The 26577-nt window shown below is 58.8% G+C and carries 22 protein-coding genes; 21 read left to right on the top strand and 1 reads right to left on the bottom strand.

Going from position 1 to position 26577, the window contains the following annotated elements:
- Nucleotides 1–47 precede the first annotated feature (47 nt).
- From HF682_RS00720 to HF682_RS00705, 4 genes are all read left to right on the top strand, one after another.
- Nucleotides 48–2060 carry a site-specific DNA-methyltransferase gene (locus HF682_RS00720; protein WP_168875347.1) on the top strand — a complete coding sequence of 671 codons (2013 nt, stop codon included), beginning with the start codon at nucleotides 48–50 and terminating at the stop codon, nucleotides 2058–2060.
- 10 nt (nucleotides 2061–2070) lie between these two features.
- The gene (locus HF682_RS00715; protein WP_168876856.1) at nucleotides 2071–5157 is read left to right on the top strand and encodes a type III restriction-modification system endonuclease; all 3087 of its coding nucleotides are present in this window, start codon (nucleotides 2071–2073) and stop codon (nucleotides 5155–5157) included.
- A 21-nt stretch (nucleotides 5158–5178) separates the two neighbouring features.
- The gene (locus tag HF682_RS00710; RefSeq protein ID WP_168875346.1) at nucleotides 5179–5493 is read left to right on the top strand and encodes a hypothetical protein; all 315 of its coding nucleotides are present in this window, start codon (nucleotides 5179–5181) and stop codon (nucleotides 5491–5493) included.
- Between the two features lie 62 nt (nucleotides 5494–5555).
- Nucleotides 5556–5837, top strand: a complete 282-nt coding sequence (locus HF682_RS00705) for a type II toxin-antitoxin system TacA family antitoxin (RefSeq protein WP_168875345.1) — start codon at nucleotides 5556–5558, stop codon at nucleotides 5835–5837.
- Nucleotides 5838–6335: 498 nt separating this feature from the next.
- Here the strand turns inward: HF682_RS00705 and HF682_RS00700 are convergent, their stop codons facing one another.
- Nucleotides 6336–6947 carry an immunity protein Imm33 domain-containing protein gene (locus HF682_RS00700; protein WP_168875344.1) on the bottom strand — a complete coding sequence of 204 codons (612 nt, stop codon included), beginning with the start codon at nucleotides 6945–6947 and terminating at the stop codon, nucleotides 6336–6338.
- A 180-nt stretch (nucleotides 6948–7127) separates the two neighbouring features.
- On the opposite strand from HF682_RS00700, the gene HF682_RS00695 reads away from it, so the two are divergent.
- The 17 genes from HF682_RS00695 to HF682_RS00615 all read left to right on the top strand — a co-directional run bounded on the left by HF682_RS00695 (nucleotide 7128) and on the right by HF682_RS00615 (nucleotide 26523).
- Nucleotides 7128–8399, top strand: coding sequence for an MFS transporter (locus HF682_RS00695; RefSeq protein ID WP_168875343.1), 1272 nt, complete (start codon nucleotides 7128–7130; stop codon nucleotides 8397–8399).
- A 54-nt stretch (nucleotides 8400–8453) separates the two neighbouring features.
- Nucleotides 8454–9839 carry a NarK family nitrate/nitrite MFS transporter gene (locus tag HF682_RS00690; protein ID WP_168875342.1) on the top strand — a complete coding sequence of 462 codons (1386 nt, stop codon included), beginning with the start codon at nucleotides 8454–8456 and terminating at the stop codon, nucleotides 9837–9839.
- Nucleotides 9840–10014: 175 nt separating this feature from the next.
- A complete protein-coding gene (locus HF682_RS00685) occupies nucleotides 10015–13740 on the top strand; it encodes a nitrate reductase subunit alpha (protein ID WP_168875341.1) in 3726 nt (1241 codons plus the stop codon).
- A 2-nt stretch (nucleotides 13741–13742) separates the two neighbouring features.
- On the top strand, nucleotides 13743–15308 hold the full coding sequence (gene narH / locus HF682_RS00680) for a nitrate reductase subunit beta (protein WP_168875340.1): 1566 nt from the start codon (nucleotides 13743–13745) through the stop codon (nucleotides 15306–15308).
- Nucleotides 15309–15328: 20 nt separating this feature from the next.
- Nucleotides 15329–15973, top strand: coding sequence for a nitrate reductase molybdenum cofactor assembly chaperone (narJ, locus tag HF682_RS00675; RefSeq protein WP_205881853.1), 645 nt, complete (start codon nucleotides 15329–15331; stop codon nucleotides 15971–15973).
- A gap of 15 nt (nucleotides 15974–15988) precedes the next feature.
- A complete protein-coding gene (gene narI, locus HF682_RS00670; RefSeq protein WP_168875338.1) occupies nucleotides 15989–16672 on the top strand; it encodes a respiratory nitrate reductase subunit gamma in 684 nt (227 codons plus the stop codon).
- Nucleotides 16673–16695: 23 nt separating this feature from the next.
- Nucleotides 16696–17454, top strand: a complete 759-nt coding sequence (locus HF682_RS00665; protein WP_168875337.1) for a type IV pili methyl-accepting chemotaxis transducer N-terminal domain-containing protein — start codon at nucleotides 16696–16698, stop codon at nucleotides 17452–17454.
- A gap of 28 nt (nucleotides 17455–17482) precedes the next feature.
- Nucleotides 17483–18226, top strand: coding sequence for a peptidylprolyl isomerase (locus tag HF682_RS00660; protein ID WP_168875336.1), 744 nt, complete (start codon nucleotides 17483–17485; stop codon nucleotides 18224–18226).
- 30 nt (nucleotides 18227–18256) lie between these two features.
- On the top strand, nucleotides 18257–19333 hold the full coding sequence (locus HF682_RS00655; protein ID WP_168875335.1) for an HPP family protein: 1077 nt from the start codon (nucleotides 18257–18259) through the stop codon (nucleotides 19331–19333).
- A 42-nt stretch (nucleotides 19334–19375) separates the two neighbouring features.
- Nucleotides 19376–20398 carry a GTP 3',8-cyclase MoaA gene (moaA, locus tag HF682_RS00650; RefSeq protein ID WP_168875334.1) on the top strand — a complete coding sequence of 341 codons (1023 nt, stop codon included), beginning with the start codon at nucleotides 19376–19378 and terminating at the stop codon, nucleotides 20396–20398.
- Nucleotides 20399–20400: 2 nt separating this feature from the next.
- Nucleotides 20401–21060 carry a carbonic anhydrase gene (locus tag HF682_RS00645; RefSeq protein WP_168875333.1) on the top strand — a complete coding sequence of 220 codons (660 nt, stop codon included), beginning with the start codon at nucleotides 20401–20403 and terminating at the stop codon, nucleotides 21058–21060.
- A gap of 16 nt (nucleotides 21061–21076) precedes the next feature.
- Nucleotides 21077–23053: a type IV pili methyl-accepting chemotaxis transducer N-terminal domain-containing protein gene (locus HF682_RS00640; protein WP_240947021.1), complete on the top strand. Its 1977-nt coding sequence runs from the start codon at nucleotides 21077–21079 to the stop codon at nucleotides 23051–23053.
- 11 nt (nucleotides 23054–23064) lie between these two features.
- On the top strand, nucleotides 23065–23748 hold the full coding sequence (locus tag HF682_RS00635; RefSeq protein WP_240947018.1) for a response regulator: 684 nt from the start codon (nucleotides 23065–23067) through the stop codon (nucleotides 23746–23748).
- A gap of 74 nt (nucleotides 23749–23822) precedes the next feature.
- Nucleotides 23823–24839 (top strand): ubiquinone anaerobic biosynthesis protein UbiU, encoded by a 1017-nt coding sequence (gene ubiU / locus HF682_RS00630; protein ID WP_168875331.1) that lies wholly within the window; start codon nucleotides 23823–23825, stop codon nucleotides 24837–24839.
- Nucleotides 24836–25717, top strand: coding sequence for a U32 family peptidase (locus HF682_RS00625; protein WP_205881852.1), 882 nt, complete (start codon nucleotides 24836–24838; stop codon nucleotides 25715–25717). Before ubiU ends, HF682_RS00625 begins: the two co-directional genes overlap by 4 nt.
- Entirely contained in the window at nucleotides 25714–26136 is a 423-nt protein-coding gene (gene ubiT / locus HF682_RS00620) for a ubiquinone anaerobic biosynthesis accessory factor UbiT (protein ID WP_168875329.1), read from the top strand. The genes HF682_RS00625 and ubiT overlap by 4 nt, the downstream gene beginning before the upstream one ends.
- A 3-nt stretch (nucleotides 26137–26139) precedes the next feature.
- Nucleotides 26140–26523, top strand: coding sequence for a putative zinc-binding protein (locus HF682_RS00615; RefSeq protein ID WP_205881851.1), 384 nt, complete (start codon nucleotides 26140–26142; stop codon nucleotides 26521–26523).
- Nucleotides 26524–26577: the final 54 nt, after the last annotated feature.

Below are 26577 nucleotides of genomic sequence, written 5' to 3'. Positions count from 1 at the left end.
CCAAATAGAACAGCCACGCAAAATCGCGGCGACCAGAGGAAAAGAACATGGAAAGACTAAAAATGCATTCACCCAATCTCACGCAGGACAACATCGCCCGTATTCGTGATCTGTTTCCAGGCTGCGTCACCGAAGCTAAGGGCGAGGACGGCAGCGTGAAGTTGGCCGTGGATTTTGACCAGTTGCGGCAAGAGTTGGCCGAGTCGATTGTGGAAGGGCCGCAAGAGCGCTACCACCTGAACTGGCCAGGAAAGCGCGAAGCCTTGCTCGCGGCCAATGCGCCGATTGCCAAAACGCTGCGTCCTTGCCGCGATGAAAGCGTGGACTTTGACACCACGAAGAACCTGTTCATCGAGGGCGACAACCTCGACGCGCTAAAGCTGCTGCAGGAGACCTACCTCGGTAAGGTCAAGATGATCTATATCGACCCGCCGTACAACACCGGAAATGATTTTATTTACGAAGATGACTTCTCGGTAACGACCGATGAGTTTCTAAAGCGATCCAATCAAAAGGACGAATCAGGAAACCGACTTGTGGCCAATACCATGTCCAATGGACGATTCCATTCAGATTGGCTTTCAATGATGTATCCGCGACTTAAGCTGGCATCAAGATTATTGCGCGACGACGGCATTGTGTTCGTACATATTGACGACAACGAAGTGGATTCGCTCGGAAAGTTGTGCACTGAGGTGTTCGGTGAGGACAACTTTATAAATATTATTACGGTCAAGACCAAGGTCGGCGGAGTTTCCGGAAGCTCAGAGGGAAAGAGTCTTAAAGACACCACTGAATTTATCTGGGCATTCGCTAAGAACAAAGAAAATTTACAGCTGAATCCGGTCTATATAAAGACGAAGCTATCGGACCGGATTCGCGCCTACGAGCAAGAAGGAAAAAGTTGGAAGTACACCTCCATCATTACGAAGTTGGCCGAAAAATTCCTGATCAAAGAGGATGTGGCTCGGGGCGTGCGATTCTTCGGCTACAAAACTCTTGAAACGATGTCGATCCAAGCCTTCGCCAGAGAAAACAAGCTCACGGAGGATGCAGTCTACGATCAGTTCGCAGACAAAATATTTCAAACAACCAATGCGCAGAGTAGCGTCAGACTAACTACCATGAGAGAAACGGCTAACATTGATGTGCCAATGGTCGGCTGCGAATATAAGCCGATTAAAGGAAGAAATGAAGGTTCAGTAATCGAAGTTCTCTACAAGGGAGAGCAGAGGCGCATGATGATGTTCCTCTCTGATGCTGTACAAAGAATTGATGGCTCATACTACTATCTAGATAAAGTAAGTTCATTGTGGGACGACATCGAATACAACAATCTCACAAAAGAAGGTGATATTGAGTTCCCCAACGGTAAGAAGCCAATAAGACTTCTCCAGCGAATTATTGCGCTTACGACCACAGACGATGATCTGATCCTCGATTTCTTTGCGGGGAGTGGGAGCACTGCACATGCTGTGATGCAGCAGAACGCTGAAGACGGCAGCAATCGCCGCTTCATCCTGATTCAGTTGCCAGAAAAATGTGATCAAGAGGAATTTTCCAAGATCTCAGACATCAGTAAAGAGCGATTGAGGCGTGCAGGAAAGCAGGTGCTAGAAGAAACATGCAAAGAGGGCTGGCGCCAGGATGTTGGTTTTCGTGCCATGCAGGTTGATACGTCAAACATGGCCGACGTCTACTACGCGCCCGATGCGCTGGACAAGGCCAAGTTCGACCTGTTCGTCGATAACATCAAGCCCGACCGCACACCCGATGACCTGTTGTTCCAAGTGATGCTGGATTGGGGCGTCAATCTGGCGCTGCCCATTACCAAACAGTCGATTCAAGGCAAGGATGTGTTCTTTGTCGATGGCAATGCGCTTGCCGCATGCTTCGATGCCAGCGGCAGCATCGACGAAGCCTTTGTGAAGGAACTGGCCAAGCATCAGCCGCTGCGCGTGGTGTTCCGCGATGCGGGCTACAAGAACAGCGCGGTCAAGATCAACGTCGAGCAGATTTTCAAGCTCTTGTCGCCCGCCACCGAAGTGAAATGCATCTGAGGGGCGCGTGATGAAACTCAAATTCAAAACGCAGGCTTATCAGACAGCGGCGGTGCAAGCCGTGGTCGACTGCTTCAAAGGGCAGCCGCCCGCCACGGCGGAGGCCATCAGCTATCGCATCGATCCGGGTAAGGCCAGGAAAGGCGTCGAGGATCTGTTTGCTGAGGGCGGGTTCAAGAACGCCGACCTGAAGCTGACCGATATCGCACTGCTGGGGAACATCACCCAGGTTCAGCATCAACAGAACTTGCCCCAGTCGTCCGAACTGGTGAAGACCAAGGTCAGCAGGGTCAATCTTGATGTCGAGATGGAAACCGGCACCGGCAAGACGTATTGCTACATCAAGACCATTTTCGAGCTGAACAAGCAGTACGGCTGGAGCAAGTTCATCATCGTGGTGCCGAGCATTGCCATTCGTGAGGGTGTGGCCAAGTCGCTGGAGATCACGGCAGAGCATTTTCTGGAGACCTACCACAAGAAGGCGCGCTTCTTCATTTACAACTCCAAGCAGTTGCACCACCTGGAGAGCTTTTCGTCGGACGCGGGTATCAACGTGATGGTGATCAACGTGCAGGCGTTTGCTGCCCGTGGCGCTGACAACCGGCGCATCTATGACGTGTTGGACGACTTCCAGTCTCGCCGACCTATTGATGTGATCAGCGCTAACCGCCCGATCCTGATCCTGGACGAGCCGCAAAAGATGGAAGGCGCCGCCACGCTGAAGTCCTTGGAGGAATTCAAGGCGCTGATGGTGCTGCGCTACTCGGCCACCCACAAAACCACGCACAACAAGATTCACCGGCTGGACGCGCTGGATGCCTACAACCAGAAGTTGGTGAAGAAGATTGCCGTGCGCGGCATCTCGGTGAAGGGTCTGGCGGGAACCAATGCCTATTTATACCTGCAATCCATCGAAATTTCGAGCAAGGCGCCTGTGGCGCGTGTTGAGTTCGAGCAGAAGCTGAAAAGCGGCGAGATCAAGCGCGTGGTGCGCAAGCTTTCCAAGGGTGACAACCTCTTCTCCGACGGTTTTTCAAACGAGCTGGATCAGTACCGTGGGTTTGTGGTCGCGGACATCAACGCAAACACCGACACCTTGAGCTTCACCAACGGCGTTGAGCTTTTTGTTGGCGAAGCCACAGGGGACGTGAACGAAGCGTCGCTGCGTCGCATCCAGATTCGGGAGGCGATCAAGGCGCACTTCGACAAGGAACAGGCGCTGTTTCAGCAAGACATCAAGGTCTTGACCTTGTTCTTCATCGATGAAGTAGTCAAGTACCGCGACTACTCGGTAGCGGACGAGAAAGGTGACTACGCGCGGATCTTTGAAGAGGAATACAGCCAGTACCTGAACGAGGTGCTGGATCTGGATGAAACGCAGTACATCAAGTACCTGAAGGGCATTGCGGCGGAAAAAACGCACAGCGGGTATTTCTCCATCGACAAGAAGACCAAGCGCGACGTGGACCCGAGCATTGCCAAGACTGGTGAAAACAAAGGCTTGTCCGACGATGTGGATGCCTATGACCTGATTCTGCGAAAGAAGGAGCAACTTCTCAAATTCGAAGAGCCGGTACGTTTCATCTTCTCGCACTCGGCCCTGCGCGAAGGCTGGGACAACCCCAATGTCTTCGTGATCTGCTTCCTGAAGCATCCCGACTACAACAACGAGGTGACACGCCGACAAGAGGTCGGTCGTGGTCTGCGCTTGTCAGTCAACCAGCTCGGCGACCGGGTGGATCATCCGGCCATCGTCCATGACGTCAACGTGCTGACCGTGGTGGCGAGCGAAAGCTTCAAGGAGTTCGTCACTGCGCTGCAGAAAGATATCAGCGACTCCTTGTCTGCCCGCCCCAAGGTGGCCAACGAGGCCTACTTCACCGGCAAGGTGCTCAAGACGCCCACCGGCAATGTCGAGGTCACGCCGCAACTGGCCAAGCAGATCTACAAGTACCTGCTCAAGAACGACTACAGCGACGATACCGACCGCATCACGGGCACGTACCACGAGGCCAAGAAGGAAGGCACCCTGGCACCGTTGCCCCCGGAACTGCAGGCTCATGCTGAACAGGTGTACCAACTGATCGACAGCGTCTTCAGCGACAACCAGATGTTTGAGATTGGCGATGACCGTCGCCCCAAGAAAAATCCGCTCAACAGCAACTTCAACAAACAGGAGTTCAAGGAGCTGTGGAACCGGATCAATCGCAAGGCGGCTTACAGCGTTGACTTTGATTCAGCAGAGTTGGTGAAGAAGGCCGTTGCCGAACTGGACAAGAGCCTTCGCGTGACGCCGTTGCAGTACACGATTCAAACCGGCGAGCAGGCTGCCCAGGTGACCTACGACGGGCTGAAAGATGGCGAAGCATTTGTGCTCAAGGCCACTGAAACCGAGAAGAACGTGCCTTCGATTCACTCGGCAGTGAAGTACGACCTCATCGGCAAGATCGCTGAAGGCACGCAACTGACGCGACGCACGACGGCAGACATCCTGAAAGGAATCAGCGTCGCAGTGTTTGCACAGTTCCGCACCAATCCCGAGAGCTTCATCGCCGAAGCCGTGCGGCTGATCAACGAGCAGAAGGCAACGATGATCATCGAACACTTGGCCTACGACCCGGTCGAGGACAAATTCGATATCGACATCTTCACGGCAGGTCAGACCAAGCAGGACTTCAGCAAGGCCGGTGACAAGCTCAGGCGACACATCTACGACTATGTGATCACGGACTCCGGCATCGAGCGCAAGTTCGTCGAGACGCTCGACACCTGCACTGATGTGGTCGTGTACGCCAAGTTACCCCGTGGCTTCCTGATCCCGACGCCAGTGGGTGACTACAACCCGGACTGGGCAATTTCGTTCAAAGAGGGTGCTGTCAAGCATGTCTATTTCGTGGCGGAGACCAAGGGGTCAATGTCAACGATGCAGCTGACGAAGATCGAGGAAACCAAGATCGAATGCGCCCGCAAGTTTTTCAATGAAATCAACCGGAAGTACGCTCCAGAAAACGTCAAGTACGACGTGGTGAAAAGCTTCGACAAGTTGATGGATCTGGTGAATGATGAGTCTGTGCCGCATTTAGCACCTCCTGTCTAATGAACCAACCCGGAAGTTGATGTGCATAACATTGAGATTGAATCAGCATTGAAGTTAATTTCTGCCAATCTTCCGGTAGATTGGCTAAAAAATGAGATTCTTTACAGATCGTTTGATGGTGCTATTGATTTAACTGAGCGATATCAAAAAAACAACAGCGATGACTGGGAAGCCTTTGATGCTGGTGGATTTGACCTAATGGATATTCTTGACAGGCATCGGGATGAATCAGGCGACCACGGCACCGAGAAATGGACTCAGATCCGTCTGTCCATGAGGAAAGGAGCTCTCCCAGAGGTCACTTACGGATATGGAGACCCAAAGATTTTGTACTAATCAAACACCACCTATGAATCGGTGGCACTTGAACTATGATGACGTCAGGAGAACAGGGGCGCATGCCTGCCAAACTCACTACTGTCCGGCTCCAAGCCCGAATCAGCACCGGTCTTCATACGATGCTAAAGCGGGCGGCCGAGCTTCAAGGGCTCACTATCAACGATTTCATAGTAGCTGCCGTACATGACGCAGCAAAGAACGCTATCGAGCACACTGATATCATCCGACTTTCCCTTGCAGATCAGCTGTGTTTTGCACAAGCCCTGCTGTCGCCTCCAGATCAGGCCGGGCCACTGCGGCATGCCTTGGTCTGTCGTGATAAATTATTAAGCAATGAATGAGCTGCGACCGCCTCAATGTGCATGCGCTGGGGTAGAAGACTGTGCGCCCAAAATTTCAATGCACACTAGCGAGGCCGCTCGTTACAACCATGTTGCTGGTGATCAATCCTAAAGCCTTCGCAGGAAAGTTCCGACAGTCCAGTGGGACAGACCGATGTTCCAGCAATCACCATGGGCGATCGCCAGCAAGACATTCAAAATAACGCCCCACCCAACGGCTGGGGTAAGCGTTTTTTTGTCCAGCGTGGCACGTTTGCAGTGTTGCATAGGTGATGGCATCTTGGTGATTGCTGTTGCGCTCTTATCTTGATTGCGTGCAACAAAGAGGTGTGGTGTTACCTTGCAACGGCAATCGTGCACGAATCGACCTGTGAATTTCAATTCTACGCACGATACCGAGCGCAACACAATCCAAAACTACCTAGATCGCGAAAATGGCACTTTTTATGGTGTTGCATGCTTGCTCCAACTTTCCTATAACTACCACATCATCATGCGTCATCTATCGTCAACCACCCAAACCTGCACAATGTCACCATGTTCCAGCAGCACACCATAGCCTTCAGGCAAGATCAAAGCCGGAGCCAGATGGGGATAAGCACGTAGCAACTGCCAGATGGGTAATAATTCGTGCTGTACCATGCGGCCAGGGTCGTTTGAAGCCAGGGAAACTGACCAACCGGAATCCGGCATCCAGACTTCGGGCTCGAAGCGCTGTAAAAACAGCTTGTCTGCCGCGAGGCAACCCGTTTCTACCAGTACGGTTTCATCATACGCCGTCCACTCTGGCTTCACCCCCATCTGCTCGGCCAAAGCCAACTGCTCGCTGTACACCTCAAGCGTCTGACAAATACTTGGCACGATGCCTTGTGCAGGATCCCCATCAAAGTCAGGCTCGCCGAGCTGCAGTATGCCATCGGCTTGCTGGACCAGGATCAGTTCGGACCAGCCGAAGCGGATGCGATCTCCCTCCCTGAGTGCGCCGGTGTGCTGGTGATGCTGCCGCAGTGTGCTCAACACGGCGGGTAGCAGACCAGCTTGAGCTGCATTTGCTGATACGGTCACATGGTATGACCCCAGCTGCCATTGCTGGGTGATGGATGCGGCCATTCGGTATACCTCTGTTGCGCGCTCTGCCTATGGCAGCGGAAATACGTCTAAAGGTCAAGTCGGGCAAAACCCAGCCACCCGGACTAGTTCTTTTGATCGCCCACGCTAGCCCGTCTGGTGAATGGGCGGTCTGACAGCAGCTCGCTAAGCTGGCAACACGTCATTAAAGCGAGATGCATCATGAGCCGTGACCCTGCAGGCGGCAATGGCCGCGCCCTTTCCGTGCTGGTTTCCAGCACCTTTGCCTTCACCATCTGCTTTGCTGTCTGGATGATGTTTGCGGTGATGGGGATTCCCATCAAGAAGCAGTTGAACCTGAGCGAAACCCAGTTTGGCTTGCTGGCGGCCATGCCGGTACTGACCGGCTCGCTGGTACGGGTACCGCTGGGTATCTGGACGGACCGCTTTGGTGGCCGAATCGTGTTCTTCATCCTGATGCTCTCTACCGTGATCCCCATCTGGTTGATGAGCTATGCCACCGAGTACTGGCATTTCCTGGTGCTGGCGCTGTTTGTCGGGCTGGCGGGTGGTTCCTTCTCGGTCGGCACGCCGTATGTGGCCCGCTGGTTCCCAGCCAACCGCAAAGGGTTTGCCATGGGCGTGTTTGGCGCAGGCAACTCGGGTTCGGCGCTCACCAAGTTCGTCGCCCCGGCGCTGATTGCTGCAGCAGGCAGCTGGGTGATTGTACCCAAGGTCTACGCCGTCGCCATGCTGGTAACCGCCATCCTGTTCTGGGTATTTTCAGCCACCAATCCGGCACACAACGTGCCCTCTACCGTCGGCTTCATGGAACAGCTGCGCATGTTGAAAGACCCGCGTGTGTGGCGCTATTGCCAGTATTACTCGGTGGTATTCGGCGGCTATGTCGCGCTGGCACTGTGGATGACCAAGTACTACATCGGCGAATACGGTTTTGACATGAAGCTGGCTGCCCTGCTCGCCGCCTGCTTCTCGTTGCCGGGCGGGGTGTTGCGCGCCATCGGCGGCTGGATTTCCGACCGCCAGGGTGCTTACAAGACCACCTGGTGGGTGATGTGGGTGTGCTGGGTGGCTTTCTTCCTGCTCAGCTACCCGCAAACCAATTTCACCATCACCACGGTCAACGGCCCGCAGACCTTCCACATCGGCCTGAGCCCCACCCTGTTCACGCTGCTGCTGTTTGTGGTCGGCATCGCCACTGCCATCGGTAAAGCCTCGGTGTTCAAGTTCATTGCGGATGACTTCTCCGACAACATCGGCGCGGTGTCCGGCATCGTCGGCCTGGCAGGCGGCCTCGGTGGTTTCCTGCTGCCAATCCTGTTCGGCATGGCACTGGACCTGACCGGCGTACGCACCAGCTGCTTCATGTTGCTGTACGGCACTGTGTGTGTGTCCCTGATCTGGATGCACTTCAGCTTCCGTGCCGAGAGTGTGGCCGAAGGTCAGAAAGCCCTGGCCAGCAAGGCCGCCTGAGCTGCTTTTACAGAATCCGGGCGCTGCGGCGCCCATCCCTGGGAGTAATGCATCATGTCCAGCCATGTACTGAAACGCTGGGAACCGGAAAATCCGGCCTTCTGGTCAGAAAACGGTTCCCGCATCGCCAACCGTAACCTGTGGATCTCCATTCCCGCGCTGATGCTGGCTTTCAGCATCTGGATGCTGTGGAGTGTGGTGGTGGTCAATCTGGATAAAGCCGGGTTCCAGCTGTCCAAGAACCAGATGTTCTGGCTGACGGCCTTGCCCGCGCTGTCTGGCGCTACTTTGCGCATTTTCTACAGCTTTCTGGTACCCATCTTCGGTGGCCGCAAGTGGACGGCCATTTCAACCGCCAGCTTGCTGATTCCCGCACTTGGCATGGGCTTTGCGCTGCGCGACCCCTCCACCAGCTACCCTACCCTGCTGCTGCTGGCCCTGCTGTGCGGTCTGGGCGGTGGTAACTTCAGCTCCAGCATGTCCAATATCAGCTTCTTTTTCCCCAAGGCCAAGAAAGGTTTGGCCACCGGGCTGAATGCCGGGATCGGCAATCTGGGCGTGAGCCTGGTGCAGTTTGTGGTGCCAATGGTGATTGCCTCGGCCATGCTGGGCAGCGTGGGTGGCGAGGGTCACACATTCATCAAGGACGGCGTTGAAAAGCACATCTGGCTGCAAAATGCCGGCTTCATCTGGGTACCGTTCATCATTCTGGCCACGCTGGCAGCCTGGTTTGGCATGAATGACATCGCCGATGCCCGCGCCTCTTTTGCCGACCAAGCCGTGATCTTCAAGCGCAAGCACAACTGGTTGATGTGCTGGCTGTACATCGGCACCTTTGGCTCTTTCATCGGCTTCTCGGCCGGGCTCGCCATGCTGACCAAGTCACAGTTCCCCGGCATCAACCCCACCACCTATGCCTTCCTTGGCCCACTGGTAGGTGCCTTGTTGCGTCCGCTGGGTGGTTGGCTGTCGGACAAAATCGGCGGCGCCATCGTTACCCTGTTCACCTTCATCGGCATGACACTGGCCGTCTTCGGCGTCATGCACTACCTGCCGCATGGCGGCGTGGGGGGCGACTTCTACGGCTTCCTCAGCATGTTCATCGTACTGTTCGCCCTCACCGGCATTGGTAACGGCTCCACCTTCCGCATGATCCCGGTGATCTTCCTGACCGAGCGGCAGCGCGCCGCTGCCGGCAAGGGGGAACAGGCCGAGAAGCAGGCGCTGGCCGAAGGCGGCAAGGAGGCGGCTGCGGTGCTCGGCTTCTCCGGTGCCATCGGTGCGTATGGTGGCTTCTTTATCCCGAAGAGTTTTGGCACCTCGCTGGAGCTGACCAACTCGGTAGACGCTGCCCTGTACTGCTTCATTGCCTTCTATGTGAGCTGCATGGTGCTTACTTGGTGGTTCTATGCGCGCAAGGGCGCCGAGATGCCCTGCTGATCAATACCTGCACACCCGGCTACTAGCCGGGTGTGCGCTTTCCGGGGTACTACCCGGAAGAACTAGTCCTTGTGCAGCCCACCTCCCCGCCAACCGATGAATGGTCAGCACGCACCTCAACAGCGACACTGACAGCATCACCCCGGCTGCGCCGGACCCACACTGGAGAAGCACGATGAGCCACTTTCTGGACCGTTTGAAGTTCATGACACGGGTCAAATCGACCTTTGCCGATGGACACGGGGCGGTGGTCGATGAAGACCGCCAATGGGAAAACGCCTACCGTAGCCGCTGGCAGCACGACAAAACGGTGCGCTCGACCCACGGCGTCAACTGTACCGGTTCCTGCAGCTGGAAAATCTACGTCAAGAACGGCCTGATCACCTGGGAAACCCAGCAGACCGATTACCCGCGTACCCGCCCTGACCTGCCCAATCACGAGCCACGAGGCTGTCCACGCGGCGCCTCGTACAGCTGGTATGTGTATTCGGCACAGCGAGTGAAGTACCCGATGATCCGTGGCCGCCTGATGGAGATGTGGCGCGAAGCCCGCCAGACCATGGACCCGATTGCCGCCTGGGAATCCATCAGCCAGGACCCGGAAAAGGCGCGGCGCTACAAGAGCGTGCGCGGTCAAGGTGGTTTCGTGCGGGCAGACTGGGATACCGCAACCGAGATCATCGCCGCCGCCAATGCCTTAACCATCCAGAAATACGGCCCGGACCGCATCATCGGCTTCTCGCCGATTCCGGCCATGTCGATGGTGTCCTACGCCGCCGGAGCCCGTTACCTCAGCCTGCTGGGCGGTGCCTGTCTCAGCTTCTATGACTGGTATTGCGACCTGCCACCGGCCAGCCCGCAAATCTGGGGCGAACAGACCGATGTGCCAGAATCCGCCGACTGGTACAACTCCACCTACCTGATGGTATGGGGCTCCAATGTGCCGATGACCCGCACACCGGATGCCCACTTCTACACCGAAGTCCGCTACAAAGGCACCAAGACGGTGGCCGTATCGAGCGACTTTGGCGAAATGGCCAAGTTCGGCGACATCTGGCTGGCACCGAAGCAAGGCACCGATGCCGCACTGGCACTGGCCATGGGTCATGTGGTGATGACCGAGTTCCACCACGCTGGCAAGTCAGACTACTTCCGCGACTACGTCAAGCAATACACCGACATGCCGATGCTGGTGCAACTGCGCGAGCACAACGGCAGCCTGGTACCGGACCATTTCCTGCGTGCCTCGCAGCTGGCCGGTAATCATGGTGAAGCCAATAACCCGGACTGGAAAACCCTGCTGATCGACGCCGACAGTGGCGAACTGGTGGTACCCAACGGCACGGTCGGTTTCCGCTGGGGTGAGGACAAGGCAGAAACCGGCAAGACCGGACGCTGGAACTTGGAAATGAAGGACGGCGGCAGCGGTCGCCCGGTCAATCCCGTGCTGAGTCTGCTGGGCCAGTGCGACGAAGTAGCAGGCGTCGGCTTCGCCTGCTTTGGCCGCGATGAAGACAGCCTGCTGGAACGGCAAGTGCCAGTGAAGCGGCTGACTCTGGCCGATGGCCGCGCCGTACGTGTAGCCACCGTGTATGACCTGCAAATGGCCAACTATGGTGTCGACCGTGGTCTGGGTGGTGACAATGTGGCCAGCAGCTATGATGCCGATGTGCCCTACACCCCGGCCTGGCAGGAGCAACATACTGGTGTGAAGCGTGAGCTGGTGATCCAGGTGGCGCGCGAGTTCGCCCAGAATGCCCATGACACCCGTGGCAAGAGCATGGTGATTGTCGGCGCGGCGCTGAACCACTGGTACCACATGGACATGACCTATCGCGGCATCATCAACCTGCTGATGATGTGCGGTTGCGTCGGTCAGAGTGGTGGCGGCTGGGCGCACTATGTGGGTCAGGAAAAGCTGCGTCCGCAGTTCGGCTGGGCACCGCTGGCCTTTGCGCTGGACTGGCAACGTCCGCCGCGCCAGATGAACGGCACCAGCTTCTTCTATGCCCACACCAGCCAGTGGCGGCATGAAAAACTGCATCTGGATGAAATTCTCGGACCGGCAGCCGACCGTGCCCGCTATGGCCACCTGAGCCTGATCGACCTCAACGCCAAGTCGGAGCGCCTGGGCTGGCTGCCATCCGCCCCGCAGCTGCAAACCAACCCGCTGGACCTCACGGCAGCGGCAGAAGCAGCTGGTAAGGACCCGATTGCCTACGCCGTTGAGCAGCTCAAGCAAGGCGAGCTGCACATGAGCTGTGAGGACCCGGATAACCCGGCCAACTTCCCGCGCAATATGTTTGTCTGGCGCTCAAACATCCTTGGCAGCTCCGGCAAGGGCCATGAGTATTTCCTCAAGTACCTGCTGGGTACCCAGAACGCGCTGTTTGACGACGAGCGTGATGCCATCCGCCCCGGCGAGGTCACCTTCCGCGAGCAAGCGGCCGAAGGCAAGCTGGACCTGCTGACGGTGCTGGACTTCCGCATGAGCACCACCTGCCTGTATGGCGACATCGTACTGCCAACCGCCACTTGGTACGAAAAGGACGACCTCAACACCTCGGACATGCACCCCTTCATCCACCCCTTGAGTGAGGCGGTGCAGCCGCTGTGGGAAAGCAAGACCGACTGGGAAATCTACAAGCTGCTGGCGAAGAAGTTTACCGACATTGGCGGACCCTACCTCGGCACCCGCAAAGATCTGGTCTTGACCCCGCTGATGCACGACACCCCGGGCGAACTGGGCCAGCCGCTGGAGCCGAAGGACTGGAAACATGGTGAATGTGACCTGATTCCTGGCAAAACCGCACCGACCATGACGGTGGTCGAGCGTAACTACAACGACATCTACAAGAAATTCACCTCAGTTGGGCCGCTGCTGGACAAGCTGGGCAATGGCGGCAAGGGCATCAACTGGAACACCGAGCATGAAGTGCATGAGCTGGCAGGCCTTACCCGTACGGTCAGCGAGCCGGGCATCAGCCAGGGTCGTCCACGGCTGGAAACCGCCATCGACGCCGCCGAAATGATCCTGACCTTTGCGCCAGAAACCAACGGCCATGTGGCGGTGAAAGCCTGGCAGGCGCTCTCAAAGGTGACGGGCCGCGATCACAGCCACCTGGCAGTAGGCCGCGAGCACGACAAGATCCGCTTCCGTGATGTACAGGCGCAGCCGCGCAAGATCATCTCGGCCCCCACCTGGTCCGGGCTGGAAAGCGAAGAGGTCAGCTACAACGCGGGTTATACCAATGTGCACGAGCTGATTCCCTGGCGCACGCTGACCGGCCGGCAGCAGTTCTATCAGGACCACCGCTGGATGCTGGATTTTGGTGAAGGCTTCTGTGTGTACAAACCGGCCATCGACACCAAGACGGTGCAGCCGATGCTGGGGCGCAAGCCAAACGGCAACCATGAGCTGGTGCTGAACTGGATTACCCCGCACCAGAAATGGGGCATTCACAGTACCTACTCCGACAACCTGCGCATGCTCACGCTGTCACGCGGAGGCCCGCACGTGTGGATCTCGGAGCAGGAAGCACAGCAGGCCGGTATCCAGGACAACGACTGGGTAGAAGTATTCAACAGCAACGGCACCTTGACCGCGCGGGTGGTGGTGTCACAGCGGGTGCCAGTGGGCATGTGCCTGATGTATCACGCCCAGGAAAAGATCGTGAACGTACCGGGGGCGGAAACCAGCGGCAAGCGCGGGGGTATTCACAACTCGGTGACGCGCACCGTGCTGAAGCCCACCCACATGATCGGTGGCTATGCCCAGCAGGCATACGGGTTCAACTACTACGGCACAGTGGGCAGCAACCGCGATGAATTCGTGGTACTGCGCAAGATGAAGCAGGTAGCGTGGCTGGAAGGCCCGCGCACGGAAGAAGAAGGAGTCTGAACATGAAAATTCGTGCACAGGTCGGCATGGTGCTGAACCTCGACAAATGCATCGGCTGCCATACCTGCTCGGTCACCTGCAAGAACGTGTGGACCAGCCGCGACGGCGTGGAGTATGCCTGGTTCAACAATGTGGAAACCAAGCCCGGCATCGGCTACCCGAAGGAGTGGGAAAACCAGCAGAAATGGCAAGGTGGCTGGCAACGTAACGCCAGTGGCAAGCTGGAGCCGCGTCAGGGCGGCAAGCTGAAGATTCTGGCCAATCTGTTTGCCAATCCGAATCTGCCAGCCATTGACGACTACTACGAGCCCTTCACCTACGACTACGAGCACCTGCAGAAGGCCCCGCTCAGCCAGACGCCGCCCACCGCACGCCCGGTGTCGGTGATCACCGGCAAGAAGATGGAAAAGATCGAATGGGGCCCGAACTGGGAAGACGATCTCGGCGGCGAATTCAGCTCGCGCAGTCGTGATGCCCTGTTTGAAGGGGTGCAGAAGGAGATGTATTCGACCTTCGAAAACACCTTCATGATGTACCTGCCGCGCCTGTGCGAGCACTGCCTGAATCCGGCCTGTGTCGCCTCCTGCCCGTCCGGCTCCATCTACAAGCGCGAGGACGACGGCATTGTGCTGGTGGACCAGGACAAGTGCCGTGGCTGGCGCATGTGCATCTCCGGTTGCCCGTACAAGAAGATCTATTACAACTGGCAAAGCGGCAAGGCCGAAAAATGTACCTTCTGCTTCCCGCGACTGGAAGCGGGCCAGCCTACCGTCTGTTCGGAAACCTGTGTCGGGCGCATCCGCTATCTGGGTGTCCTGCTGTACGACGCCGACCTGATCGAGCAAGCGGCTGCAACTGCCAACGAGCAGGACTTGTACGAAGCTCAGCTCAAGTGCTTCCTTGACCCGAACTCGCAAGCGGTGATCGACGCCGCCCGCGAACAGGGTATTCCGGAAAGCTGGCTGGAAGCCGCCCGCAACTCGCCGGTCTACAAGATGGCGATGGAGTGGAAGGTCGCCTTCCCGCTGCACCCGGAATACCGCACGCTGCCGATGGTGTGGTACATCCCGCCCCTCTCGCCGATCCAGTCTGCGTTTGAATCTGGCCAGATGCCGCACACCACGCTGGGCGACAGCATCATTCCAGACGTGAAATCGCTGCGCATCCCGGTGCGCTACCTCGCCAACCTGCTCACCGCAGGCAAGGAGCAACCGGTGGTGGAGGCGCTGGAGCGGATGATCGCCATGCGTGCCTACAAACGCTCGCAAGTGGTGCATGGCAAGGGCGATGACAGCCTGCTGCAACACACCGGGCTGAATCCCGCCATGGTGGAGGACATGTACCAGATCATGGCGATTGCCAACTATGAAGACCGCTTTGTCATCCCCAGCAGCCATAAGGAACTGGTGGAAGACAGCTTTAATGACAAGGGCAGTTGCGGCTTCACCTTTGGCAACGGTTGCAGTGGTGGCACCTCGGAAGGTTCGCTGTTCGGCAAGAAGTCCAAAGGCAGCGTGATCTTTGTCGACATGCCGAAGTCACGCAAAAAAGCGGCGGCCGAGCAATGAGCGGCGGAAAGGAGCACACCATGTCCACACTATACCGCCTGCTCTCGGCGCTGCTCAGCTACCCGGAAGCCGATTTACTGGCCGCTCAGGACGAGTTTGCCGTGGCTTTGCAGGACATCCCGAATGCCCATCAGCAGCTGACGCCGCTGCTGGACTTCATGCGACAGCACTCACTGGTGGAACTGCAGGAAAACTATGTCGCCACCTTTGACCGCAACCCGGCACACGCCCTGCACCTGTTCGAGCATGTGCATGGCGAAAGTCGGGACCGCGGCCAGGCCATGGTCGACCTGCTGCAGGAGTACCAGCGGCATGGCGTGGAACCGGCAGGTGGCGAGCTGCCAGATCATGTGCCGCTGTTTCTGGAATTCCTCAGCCTGCTGCCCGCAGATGAGGCCGAAGCCTTGCTGGGCGACGCCATTCACGTTCTGGCCGCCATCGGTGACCGGCTGGCGCGCAATCTCAGCCCGTACGCCAGCATTTTTAGCGTGCTGCGTAGCCTGACTGCGGTGGTGCCCTTGCCACAAGCCGAGCCACCGGTGCGCGACATGGATGAAGCCCTGGAGCGTTTCGGTCCGGGCGCCGATGGCGTCGAGCCCTTGCTCAAACCGGCCATCGGTGGCACGCATACCGTGCAATTTCACCCGCGCGCGGCTGCGCACTGATTAAGGGGATAGATCATGTCTTATCTGAATGCCTTTCTGTACGGCATCTACCCGTACATCGCGCTGACCATCTTCCTGCTGGGCAGCCTCATCCGCTTTGAGCGCGAACAATACACCTGGAAGAGTGACAGCTCTCAGCTGCTGCACCGCGGGCAATTGCGCCTGGGCAACATACTGTTCCATCTGGGCATCATTGGTCTGTTCTTTGGTCACTTGGTCGGCCTGCTGACCCCGGTGGCGGTGTGGGACGCACTCGGCATCAGCCACAGCTTCAAGCAAGGTGTAGCCATGACTGCTGGCGGCCTGTTCGGCAGCCTGGGGCTGGTCGGTCTGCTGATCCTGATTCACCGCCGCATGAGCGACCCGCGCCTGGCCGCCATCACCCGCACCGGTGACAAGCTGCTGCTGGTGTGGATCCTGGTCACCCTCTGTCTGGGTCTGGCCACCATTGTGGAATCCGCCGGGCATATGGATGGCCACATGATGGTGCTGCTGATGACCTGGGCTCAGCACATTGTCACCTTCAAGGGCGATGCTGCTTTCTTTGTCAGTGGCGCACCGTGGCTGTTCAAGGCTCACCTGTTCATGGGCATGAGCTTGTTCGTGCTGTTCCCGTTTACCCGGCTGGTGCACGTGTGGAGCGGTTTCGCCTCCGTGACCTATCTGGGGCGCGCATGGCAACTGGTACGGCCCCGCTGATCAATTAAAGGAGAAAACCTGGTATGCGCAAGCAATGGGCATGGTTGTGTGGTTTGGGCATGTGGGTGCTTAGTCTGGCTCTGTATGCCGAAACCGTATCCATGGACCTGATCAACCTGGCGGGGCGGCAGCGTATGCTCAGCCAGCGTATGGTCAAGAATTATGCCCAGCTGGGGTTGGGCGTCATTCCCCAGTCGGCCCGCCAGCAAATGACGGAGGCTGAAAAGGATTTCAACCAAGCCCTGCAATTGCTGCGCAAGCTGACCGTCGCCTGGCCAGAGGCCAGCAAGCAAGTGGAGCGGATGGCCACCGACTGGCAGCGCGTACAACCCATGCTGGCGGCCACGCCAAGTGCAGCCATTGCGCTGCAACTGGATGAGCGGGTGGAGCTGTTGCTGGGGGATGCGCAGACCTTGACCGTGCAGTTGCAAGACCTGAGTGGCCAGTTAACCGGGAAATGGGTCAATCTGTCTGGTCGGACTCGCATGTTGTCTCAGCGCTTGGCCAAGAATGCCTTGCTGCGACAGTGGGGCATTCAAAGTCCAGCACGCGACAGCGCCATGCAGCAGACACGCAAGGAGATTCAACAAGCGCTGGAAAGCCTGCAAGCCGCGCCGGTCAATACGGAGGCCATCCGTCGGCAATTGCAGATGGCTCAACAGCAGTGGTTCTTTTTTGATGCCGCCCTCAAGACCGGCAATGCCGAGCACATTGCCACTACTAGTGAGCGACTGGTGGAAGTCATGGAAAACTGCACCCAACTTTACGCTGCCCTGAAATAAGGTGCAGTCCTGACCGGAGTGAAACAGTATGCCGATCTGTGTAAACCAGCATGAACTGACGGACGACGACGTGGCGAGGGAGATCGTCAACCATCAGCAACACCCCAATCCGACGCGGGCCGCCACTGAATCGCTGGTTATCCGCCATGTCCTGCTGGACGAAGCGGAGCGACTGGGGCTCCGTCAGGCGGATGATGAAGCCAGCATTGACGCCCTGCTGCAGTCGCAAGTGAGCCTGCCCACGGTGGATGACGATAGCTGCCAACGTCACTATCAGCAACACCCTGCCCGCTTTACCGTCGGGGAGCGGGTCGAAGTGTCGCATATCCTGTTCCAGGTCACGCCGGGCGTCAGCCTGCCTGCGCTACGCGCCCAGGCCGAAGCGGTGCTGCAGCAGCTGCAGCAAACACCAGAGCGCTTCGGTGAGCTGGCACAGCGTTATTCCAATTGTCCTTCCGCCGCTGTAGGTGGACAATTGGGACAGCTAGGACGGGGTGAGTGCGTACCTGAATTCGAACGGGCAGTCTTCAATATGCCCCCCGGCTTGTTGCCTCAATTGCTGGAAAGCCGTCATGGTCTGCATATCGTTTGGCTGGCACGGCGAATCAATGGGCATCTGCTGCCCTATGCGCATGTTGCCGAGCAGATCAAGGCCACCCTGCAAGCCTGGAATCAGGATATCGCCTGGCGCCAGTATGTGCACTTGCTGGTCGGCAAGGCCCGCATCAGCGGTATTGAGCTAACGATGTCTGACAGCCCGTTGGTGCAATAAGCCATGCGCGGGCTGCGCTCAGGCTTACCGATGCCTGGCTGGGCCGCCCAATGCCGTGCCTTCATGCTGGTCGCACTGGCGCTGTGCGGAACAGCATGGCTGGCACAGCATTGGCCCAGTATTCATCTGTTACCTGCCCTCGGAGCTTCATCTGTTTTGCTGGCTGCGCTGCCCGGCAGCCCGCTGTCACGCCCTTGGGCCCTGCTGGCCGGGAGCAGTATCTCTGCCTTGTTTGCCTTTGCCGTCCTGCAGGCGGGCTTGCCGCTGTACTGGTCCGCCCCGCTGGCCACAGCAGGGGCACTGCTGCTGATGTTTGCCCTGCGCTGCCTGCATCCACCCGGCGGGGCCATGGCGATATGGGTGCTGCTGCAGCCAAGCTTGACCATGCCGACGCTGCTGGTCGCCATGTTGCCCGGGCTATTGCTGCTACTGACCCTGTCCAGCCTGCAGCGTCGCGTGTCGCCTGTTGAGCCCGCTGGCCACCGCACGGCTGACCCGCTCCCCTCGCAGCGACTGCAAGCCAGTCTGACTGAGTGGCAGCAGGCTTTAGCGCAGCAAGACCAACTACTCGATGTCGCCCCGCAACAGCTGGTCCAGCTGGCCGCCAGCCTGCAACAGCAACAACTGCAGCACACACTGGCACAGCGCACGGTGGCAGACATCATGTCCCGCGATGTGATCAGCCTTGATTCGGCGCAGGATGGCGCAATGGCCTGGCGGATGCTGCAGCAGCATCGGGTCAAGCTGCTGCCCGTGGTCAGCAACGGGCAGGTACTGGGGGTGGTTTCGCTGGTGGACCTGCTGAAACGGCTGGGTTTGCATGCTGCATCCTGGCCTTCCGCACTGGCAGAACAGGCTCAGACCGTTTTGAGCGAACCGGTCGCCCGCTTGATGAGCCACCCCGCCCGAACAGTTCGGGCAAGCCAATCGCTCGCCGACCTGGTACCGCTCCTTTCCGACTGGGGGCTGCACCAGCTGCCGGTGGTGGATGATGCACAGCAGCTCACAGGCATGGTCACCCAGTCTGACCTGATCGCTGCGCTGGCATATGCCCTGACTCAGCCAGAAGGACTAGTCCGTCCTGCGAATGGTGAGCCCCACGCCTGACGCGCACAATGACAGCATGGTTCATTTTCCCGGAACACCGCCATGCACGATGTGCCAGCCACCGCGCAGTCTGCTACCCCGGCAGCACCCGGCCTGATCGACCCGTTTGGGCGGCAGATCACTTACCTGCGGGTGTCTGTCACTGATCGCTGTGACCTGCGTTGCACCTACTGCTTGCCCAAAGGCTTTAAAGGATTCGAGGAGCCCGCCAACTGGTTGCGTCATGATGAAATGGCCCGGCTGGTGGGCCTGTTTGTCGAGCTGGGGATCAGCAAGGTACGGTTGACGGGGGGTGAGCCACTGCTACGGCGCGGGCTGGCCGATCTGACCGGGCGGTTGTCTGCCCTGCCCGGCTTGCGTGACTTGTCGCTCTCCAGCAATGGCACCCAACTGGCGCAGCATGCCGCCGCCCTCAAGCAGGCGGGGGTACGCCGCCTGAACATCAGCCTGGATAGCCTCGACCCTGCCTGTTTTGCCCGCATCACCGGTCGAGACTGCCTGGCCTCGGTGCTGGATGGCCTCATGGCGGCCAAAGCGGTCGGGCTCACGCCGATCAAGCTCAATATGGTGGTCCAGCCCGAGGTCAATCAGCACGAAGTCGAGCACCTGCTCACCTTTGCCTTGGCGCAGGGTTTTGTGTTGCGCTTGATTGAGCCGATGCCGATGGGTGACACCGGGCGTGCCACGACCACGCTGAACCTGAGCCGCCTGGGGGCCGAGCTGGCGCGGCAGCATGGCCTGATGCCCCTGCTGGATGCTCAGGACAGCGGCCCGGCCCGCTACTGGACGACCGGCGACAACCGCGCCTGCTTCGGGGTGATCACCCCGATGTCCCAGCATTTTTGCGAGCGTTGCAACCGGGTTCGCCTGGGGGTGGATGGTACCCTGTACCTCTGCCTGGGGCAGGAGGATCAAGTGCCGCTCGGCCGCTGGCTACGTGAGGGGGCCAGTGATGACGAGCTGGTGGCCCGTATCCGCGCGGCCATCGCCCGCAAACCAGAACGGCATGATTTCCAGCAGCAGCCCGGCAAGATCATCCGCTTCATGTCACAGACGGGAGGCTGACCATGCACGATCTGGAACGCTTCATCAGTGGGTTCCAACGCTTCCAGCAACAGTACTTTGACCAACAACCCTCGGTGTACGACGAGCTGAAGCAGGGGCAACACCCGACTACGCTGCTGATCGGCTGCTGTGACTCGCGGGTGGACCCTGCCCTGCTGCTCGGCTGCGATCCGGGGGACATCTTTACGGTACGCAATGTGGCCAATCTGGTCCCACCCTGTACGCACGGCATGAGCCATCAGGGGGTATCCTCCGCCATCCAGTTTGCCGTGGATCAGTTGCAGGTCAGCCGCATCATCATTCTAGGTCACGCCCAGTGCGGCGGGATCCGCGCCCTGGTCGAACAGCGCTTTCCCACAGAGGGCGAAACCGACTTCATCGGTCGCTGGGTGCACATTGCGGATTCTGCCCGGCAGCAGGTTTTCCAGCTGATGCCCGACGCAGAACCTGCCGCACAGCGGCGCGCTTGCGAGCTGGCCGCCATTCTGGTCTCCCTGAAAAACCTGATGACCTTTCCCTGGGTCGCGCAACGGGTAAATGCGGGTAGCCTGACCCTGCATGGCTGGTACTTTGATCTGGATTCCGGTGCCTTGCTGGCCTATTCCCCGCGTGCCGATGCCTTTCTGCCGCTGGTCTGCCCGCTGGTCCCCGACGATGCCTGACACCGGAGGTCATCGCATGATGCATAATGTCAATGTCAGCATCCCTTTAACCGACCCACCGGATGATGCCTTGCCCACCATGCCTTTTTCCGTAACCCTGCCCTCCTTGCGACAAAGACTCTCGACCCGCATCATCGTCAGCTCCATCGTGGCCTTGCTGGTGGTGCTGGGCATGGTGTGCTGGACCCTGTGGTTGTCGTGGCAGCTTGAAGGTGCCGGTGCCGCCATCAACGACACGGGGAGTCTGCGCATGCGTGCCAATCGGGTCGCCGTGGAGTTACTGCAGCGTAATCCCGAGCATGATCAGCTGACCCGGCAAGAGCTGGCCCTGCAGGCAGCAACCCTGCTACGACTGCAACAAGGCAATCCGGCCCGCCCCCTGTTCTTGCCCGCCGATGCACGCATTCGCCTGCAGATGCAACGCGTTCATCAACATTGGCAGGATTTGCACCAGGCAGCACTACACGCCCTGGCGGGTGAGCCTGCAGATACCTACCTGAAAGTTTTACCGGAATTCGTGCAAGAGGCTGATCTGCTGGTTCGCATGATTGAAGTGGACAATGCCAGTAAAACCAACTTGCTACGCCTGTCCCAAGCCATCTTGCTGGTGATTGCCAGCATCGGTACCCTGGCCATGATCTACCTGCTCTATCTGTGGATCATCTCTCCGGTTTTGCGTTTGCAGGACGGGCTGCGCCGGATGGCCACCCGTGAATTCGCGGTAAGACTTCCCGTAGAAACCCGTGACGAATTCGGCGTGCTGGCGGATGGTTTCAACCAGATGGCTGACGAGCTGGAAGGCCTGTATCAGGATCTGGAAAGCCGGGTCGCGCAGAAAACTGCCCAGCTGGCGAACCAGAACCGTGAACTGGGCGCCTTGTATGACATGGCCGCTTTTCTCAATCAACCTAGCGATATTGAAGAGATGTGCCACGGTTTCCTGCGCCGGGTCATGAGTCAGTTCTCAGCGGAGGGGGGCAGCATTCGCGTCATCGACCCACAAGCAGACAACCTTCATCTGGTGGTCTCGGAAGGCTTGTCCGAATCACTGGAGGATTCAGAGCACTGTATGCAGCGGGACGCCTGTTTCTGTGGCGAAGCCACCCAAAAACCCGTGGTGGTGATTCGCGACTTCCGCCAATTGCCCAAGCCTGAGTTATTTCACTGCGCACGCGATGGCTTTCTAAGCCTGGCGGTATTTCGGGTCATGAGCGGTGAAGAAGTGCTGGGTACCTTCTCACTGCATTTCCGTGAGCAACGCGAAGTCCTTGCCGCAGACGCCCAACTGCTGGAAACATTGGGACGTCATCTCGGTGTGGCGCTGGACAATCGGCGCCTCAGCGCCAAAGCCCGACAACTGGCGGTAGCCGAAGAACGCAATCTGGTCGCCCAGGGCCTGCACGACAGCCTGGCGCAAGGTCTGAACTACCTCAATCTGCAGGTACAGATGCTGGAATCGGCACTGAAGGATGGCCGAGCGGAAGAGCTGCAGGAGATTGTGCCGCTGTTGCGCATGGGGGTCGATGAAAGCTATCAGGATGTGCGGGAGTTGCTGCTGAATTTCCGCAGCAAGCTGGAGCAGGGTGAATTGCAGGCTGCCGTGGTGGATACCGTGGCCCGCTTCAGACGGCAATCAGGCGTGACCGTCGCGCTGGATGTCAACGATGACGAGGGCGCCCCTCTGCCACCTGAGCAGCAACTGCAAGTGCTGTTCATTCTGCAAGAAGCGCTGTCGAATGTGCGAAAACATGCTCAGGCCAGCCATGTCGAGGTCACCATCCGCAATGGTCGCGACTTTGAAATGGTGATTCGTGACAATGGGCGTGGCTATCAGCCGGAAGAGGTAGCCGCCCGTGCGGAACGCCATGTCGGCCTGCACATCATGCGGGAGCGGGCCAGCCGCCTGCACGCTGAACTCAAACTGGAAGCGGCCCCCGGCGCGGGGGTCACGCTACGCCTGATCCTGCCGTGGCAGGAAAGACAGGCTGCCTGAAAGGAATGGTATTGGATACTGCCCCCATCCGTGTGTTGCTGATTGACGACCATAGTCTGTTTCGCTCCGGCGTCCGGCAGCTGTTGCAGCGTGAAGCCGATCTTCAGGTGGTTGGCGAAGCGGCTGACGGCCTGGAAGGCATCAAGCGCGCCAAGGAATTCCTGCCCGATGTGATTTTGCTGGACCTGAACATGCCGGGTCTCTCCGGGCTGGAAACCCTGCAGATTCTGGTGCAGGACCTCCCGCAATGCGCCGTGGTGATCCTCACGGTATCTGAAGAAGCCGATGAACTGGGCCAGGCCTTGCGCGATGGTGCGCGCGGCTACCTGATCAAGAATATTGATGTCGCGGCGCTAACCAGTGGCATACGCCGGGCCGCCCGTGGCGAAGCCGTGATTGCCGACAGCATGACTGCCAAACTGGTGGCACAGTTTCGCGCACAAAGCCCACAAGCGGCCACCCCACTGGCCAGCCCGCCACGCGACAAGCTGACCAGCCGCGAGCGGGAAATTGTGCAGTGTCTGGCTCGAGGGGAAAGCAACAAGGAGATTGCCCGAAGGTTGGATGTGGCGGAGAGTACGGTCAAGATTCACGTGCAGAACATCCTGAAAAAACTCAACCTGAGCAGCCGGGTTCAAGTGGCGGTGTATGCCGTTGAGCATGGGCTGAATCAGGAGGGTGAGGTAGACGCCTGACATTAGCAGGCGCGCAAGCATGGCCTTGACCTCAAACAAGGCCAAGGTGGCCCGGCGCGGCTAGACTGGGCCGCATGGAACCTGTTCGACGCACAATGGAGCTGGTGGCTCCAGCCGGTAACCTCGCCGCACTCAAGTCTGCGCTGCAGGCGGGCGCCAATGCCGTCTACCTCGGCCTGAAGAACGCCACCAATGCCCGCAACTTCGCCGGGCTCAATTTCACCGAGGCCGACATTGAAGCAGGTGTCACCCTGGCGCACCGCATGGGGCGCAAGGTGATGTTTGCCATCAACACCTACCCGCAGCCAGGGCAAACCGCGCTCTGGCAGCAGGCCATCGACCACGCTCACGCCCTCAAGGCCGATGCGGTGATTCTGGCAGACCCCGGTTTACTGGGTTATGCACGCGAACGCTATCCAGACCTGCGTCTGCATCTGTCTGTGCAGGGCTCGGCCACCCATCTGGACAGCATCGAGCTGATGTTCGAGCAATTCGGCATTCAGCGCGTGGTACTGCCACGGGTGCTGACGCTGGCCGAGGTGGAGCGCTTGACCCGGCAAACCCGGGTTGAGATCGAAGTATTCGGCTTTGGCAGCCTGTGCGTGATGGCGGAAGGCCGCTGCATCCTGTCCAGCTTTGCCACGGGTGACTCGCCCAATAACCAGGGGGTCTGCTCGCCCGCCCATGCGGTGCGCTGGGTCGAGCAGGCGGGGCAGCTGGACGCCCGCCTCAATGGCGTGCTGATCGACCGCTACGCGCCCGGTGAACCGGCAGGTTACCCCACCCTGTGCAAAGGGCGGTTCCTGGTGGAGGACGAGCTGGATCATGCGCTGGAAGAACCCACCAGCCTGAATGCCATCAGTCTGCTGCCGCGTCTGCTGGCGATGGGGGTGTCCGCGCTGAAGATTGAAGGACGACAGCGCAGCCCTGCCTATGTCGCTCAGGTTGTATCCACCCTGCGCGCGGCGCTGGATGCTGCCGAGCGCGACCCTGCACGCTTCTCGGTGCGTCCGGACTGGCAGGCTGCACTGGCTCGCCACGCGGAAGGCGCGCAAACCACGCAGGGGGCATTTGACCGACCATGGAAATGAACACTTCTCTGATCAGCGTGGCGCCGGTAAGCTACTACTGGCAACGCGAAGACCTGCTGCGCTTCTATGCCGACATCGCCGAATCTGCCGCACAGGTGGTGTATCTGGGGGAAGTGGTGTGTGGCCGCCGCCACCAGATGCGGCTGGACGACTGGCTGGCGCTGGCTCATACCCTGCGTGATGCAGGCAAAACCGTGGTGCTGTCCACCCAGACCTTGATCGACAGCGAGTCGGACCGGCGCGCCATGCACAAGCTGGTCGAAAAAGCACTGGCGGCGCAATTCCAGGTCGAGGCCAATGATCTGGGGGCGGTGCGGGTGCTGCAAGGCCAGTCTTTCATTGCGGGCCCTCATCTCAATGCTTATCACGGCGGCACGCTGTCCTGGCTGGTAGCGCTGGGAGCCAGCCGCTTTGTGGTGCCACTGGAAATGAGTGGCAGCGAGCTGCAGCGTCTGCTGGCAGAAATCCCCGCTGGCCTGCAATGCGAGTTGCAGGTATGGGGGCGTCTGGCACTCGCCTTCTCCGCCCGCTGCTTTACCGCACGCCATTTCCGTTTACAAAAGGATCACTGCGAATTCCGCTGCATCGAGCATCCGGATGGTCTGCCGCTGCAAACCCGCGAGCAGGGTGAATTCCTTACCCTGAATGGTATCCAGACCCAGTCCGCCCATTGCCTGGATTTACTGGCACAAGCCCGGGATGTATACGCTTTGGGAGTGCATGTCCTGCGGGTCAACCCCATGTCGCAGGGGACGCTGGCTGCCATTGCGGCACTGAGCACGGAGCGTCACCCCGATGTACCCCTACCCGTCGGAGTAGGGCGTTGCAATGGCTACTGGTTTGATCGTCCCGGCATGGATTGGGTAGAAACCGCATGAACCTCACTTTCCCGACCCCACCCGCTTGGCTGAAGCAATGGCACCAGCGGCTACCGGTCCACTTTTGGTCCTGGCATGCCCTGTTCGGCCTGGAGGCCGCACGACGACTGGCTGGCCTCACACCGCCAGCCGAACTGGATGGTCACTGCTTTGCCCTCACGGTCAGCGACTGGGGCATCCAGGTCCGCTTTGCCTGCCGGCAAGGGCGTTTCCAGTGGTGCGATGAGCCCAATACCGACTTGCAGCTGCAAGCCACGCTGGCTGATTTCTTTTGCCTGCTGCGCGGCGAAATGGATGCCGACACCCTGTTTTTCCAGCGTCGCCTGCAGATCAGTGGCGATACCGAGCTGGGACTGATCGTCAAAAACTGGCTGGATGCGCTGGAACGTCCTGCCTGGCTACAAGCAAACGGGGTGTAAAGCATGGCCTTGTCCGATCCCAGCCTGCCCTTGGTCTACGCCTGCTCGGGTTGTTCCAGCGTGGCGCAACTGGCCAATGATTGCGCGGTGGAGCTGGACCGGCAAGGCCAGGCCGAGATGTCCTGCATCAGCGGGGTCGGCGGCGGCGTACCGGTGCTGCTCAAGCTGGCGCGCAGCGGTCGCCCAATCTTGGCGCTGGATGGCTGTGCGCTGGCTTGCGTTCGTGCCTGTCTCCACAATGCGGGCGTTGCGCCGGATCAGCATCTGGTGTTGAACCAGCTGGGTGCCAAAAAGCGCTATCATGCGGACTGCCTGGACGATGAGCGTGAGCAGGCGCGGCTCGCGGTCCAGTCCGCACTGCAACAACTGCCTGCTCACCGCCGCTGAGAATCCCTTTTTTGAGCAGCCCGGTGCCCCTGCCGCGCTGCGGCTTTGGAGTTT

This window comes from Leeia aquatica (assembly GCF_012641365.1).
GTDB classification, from domain to species: Bacteria; Pseudomonadota; Gammaproteobacteria; order Burkholderiales; family Leeiaceae; genus Leeia; species Leeia aquatica.
The sequence above is the reverse complement of the archived record's forward strand: the minus strand, read 5'-3'. Positions and strand labels throughout refer to the sequence as shown.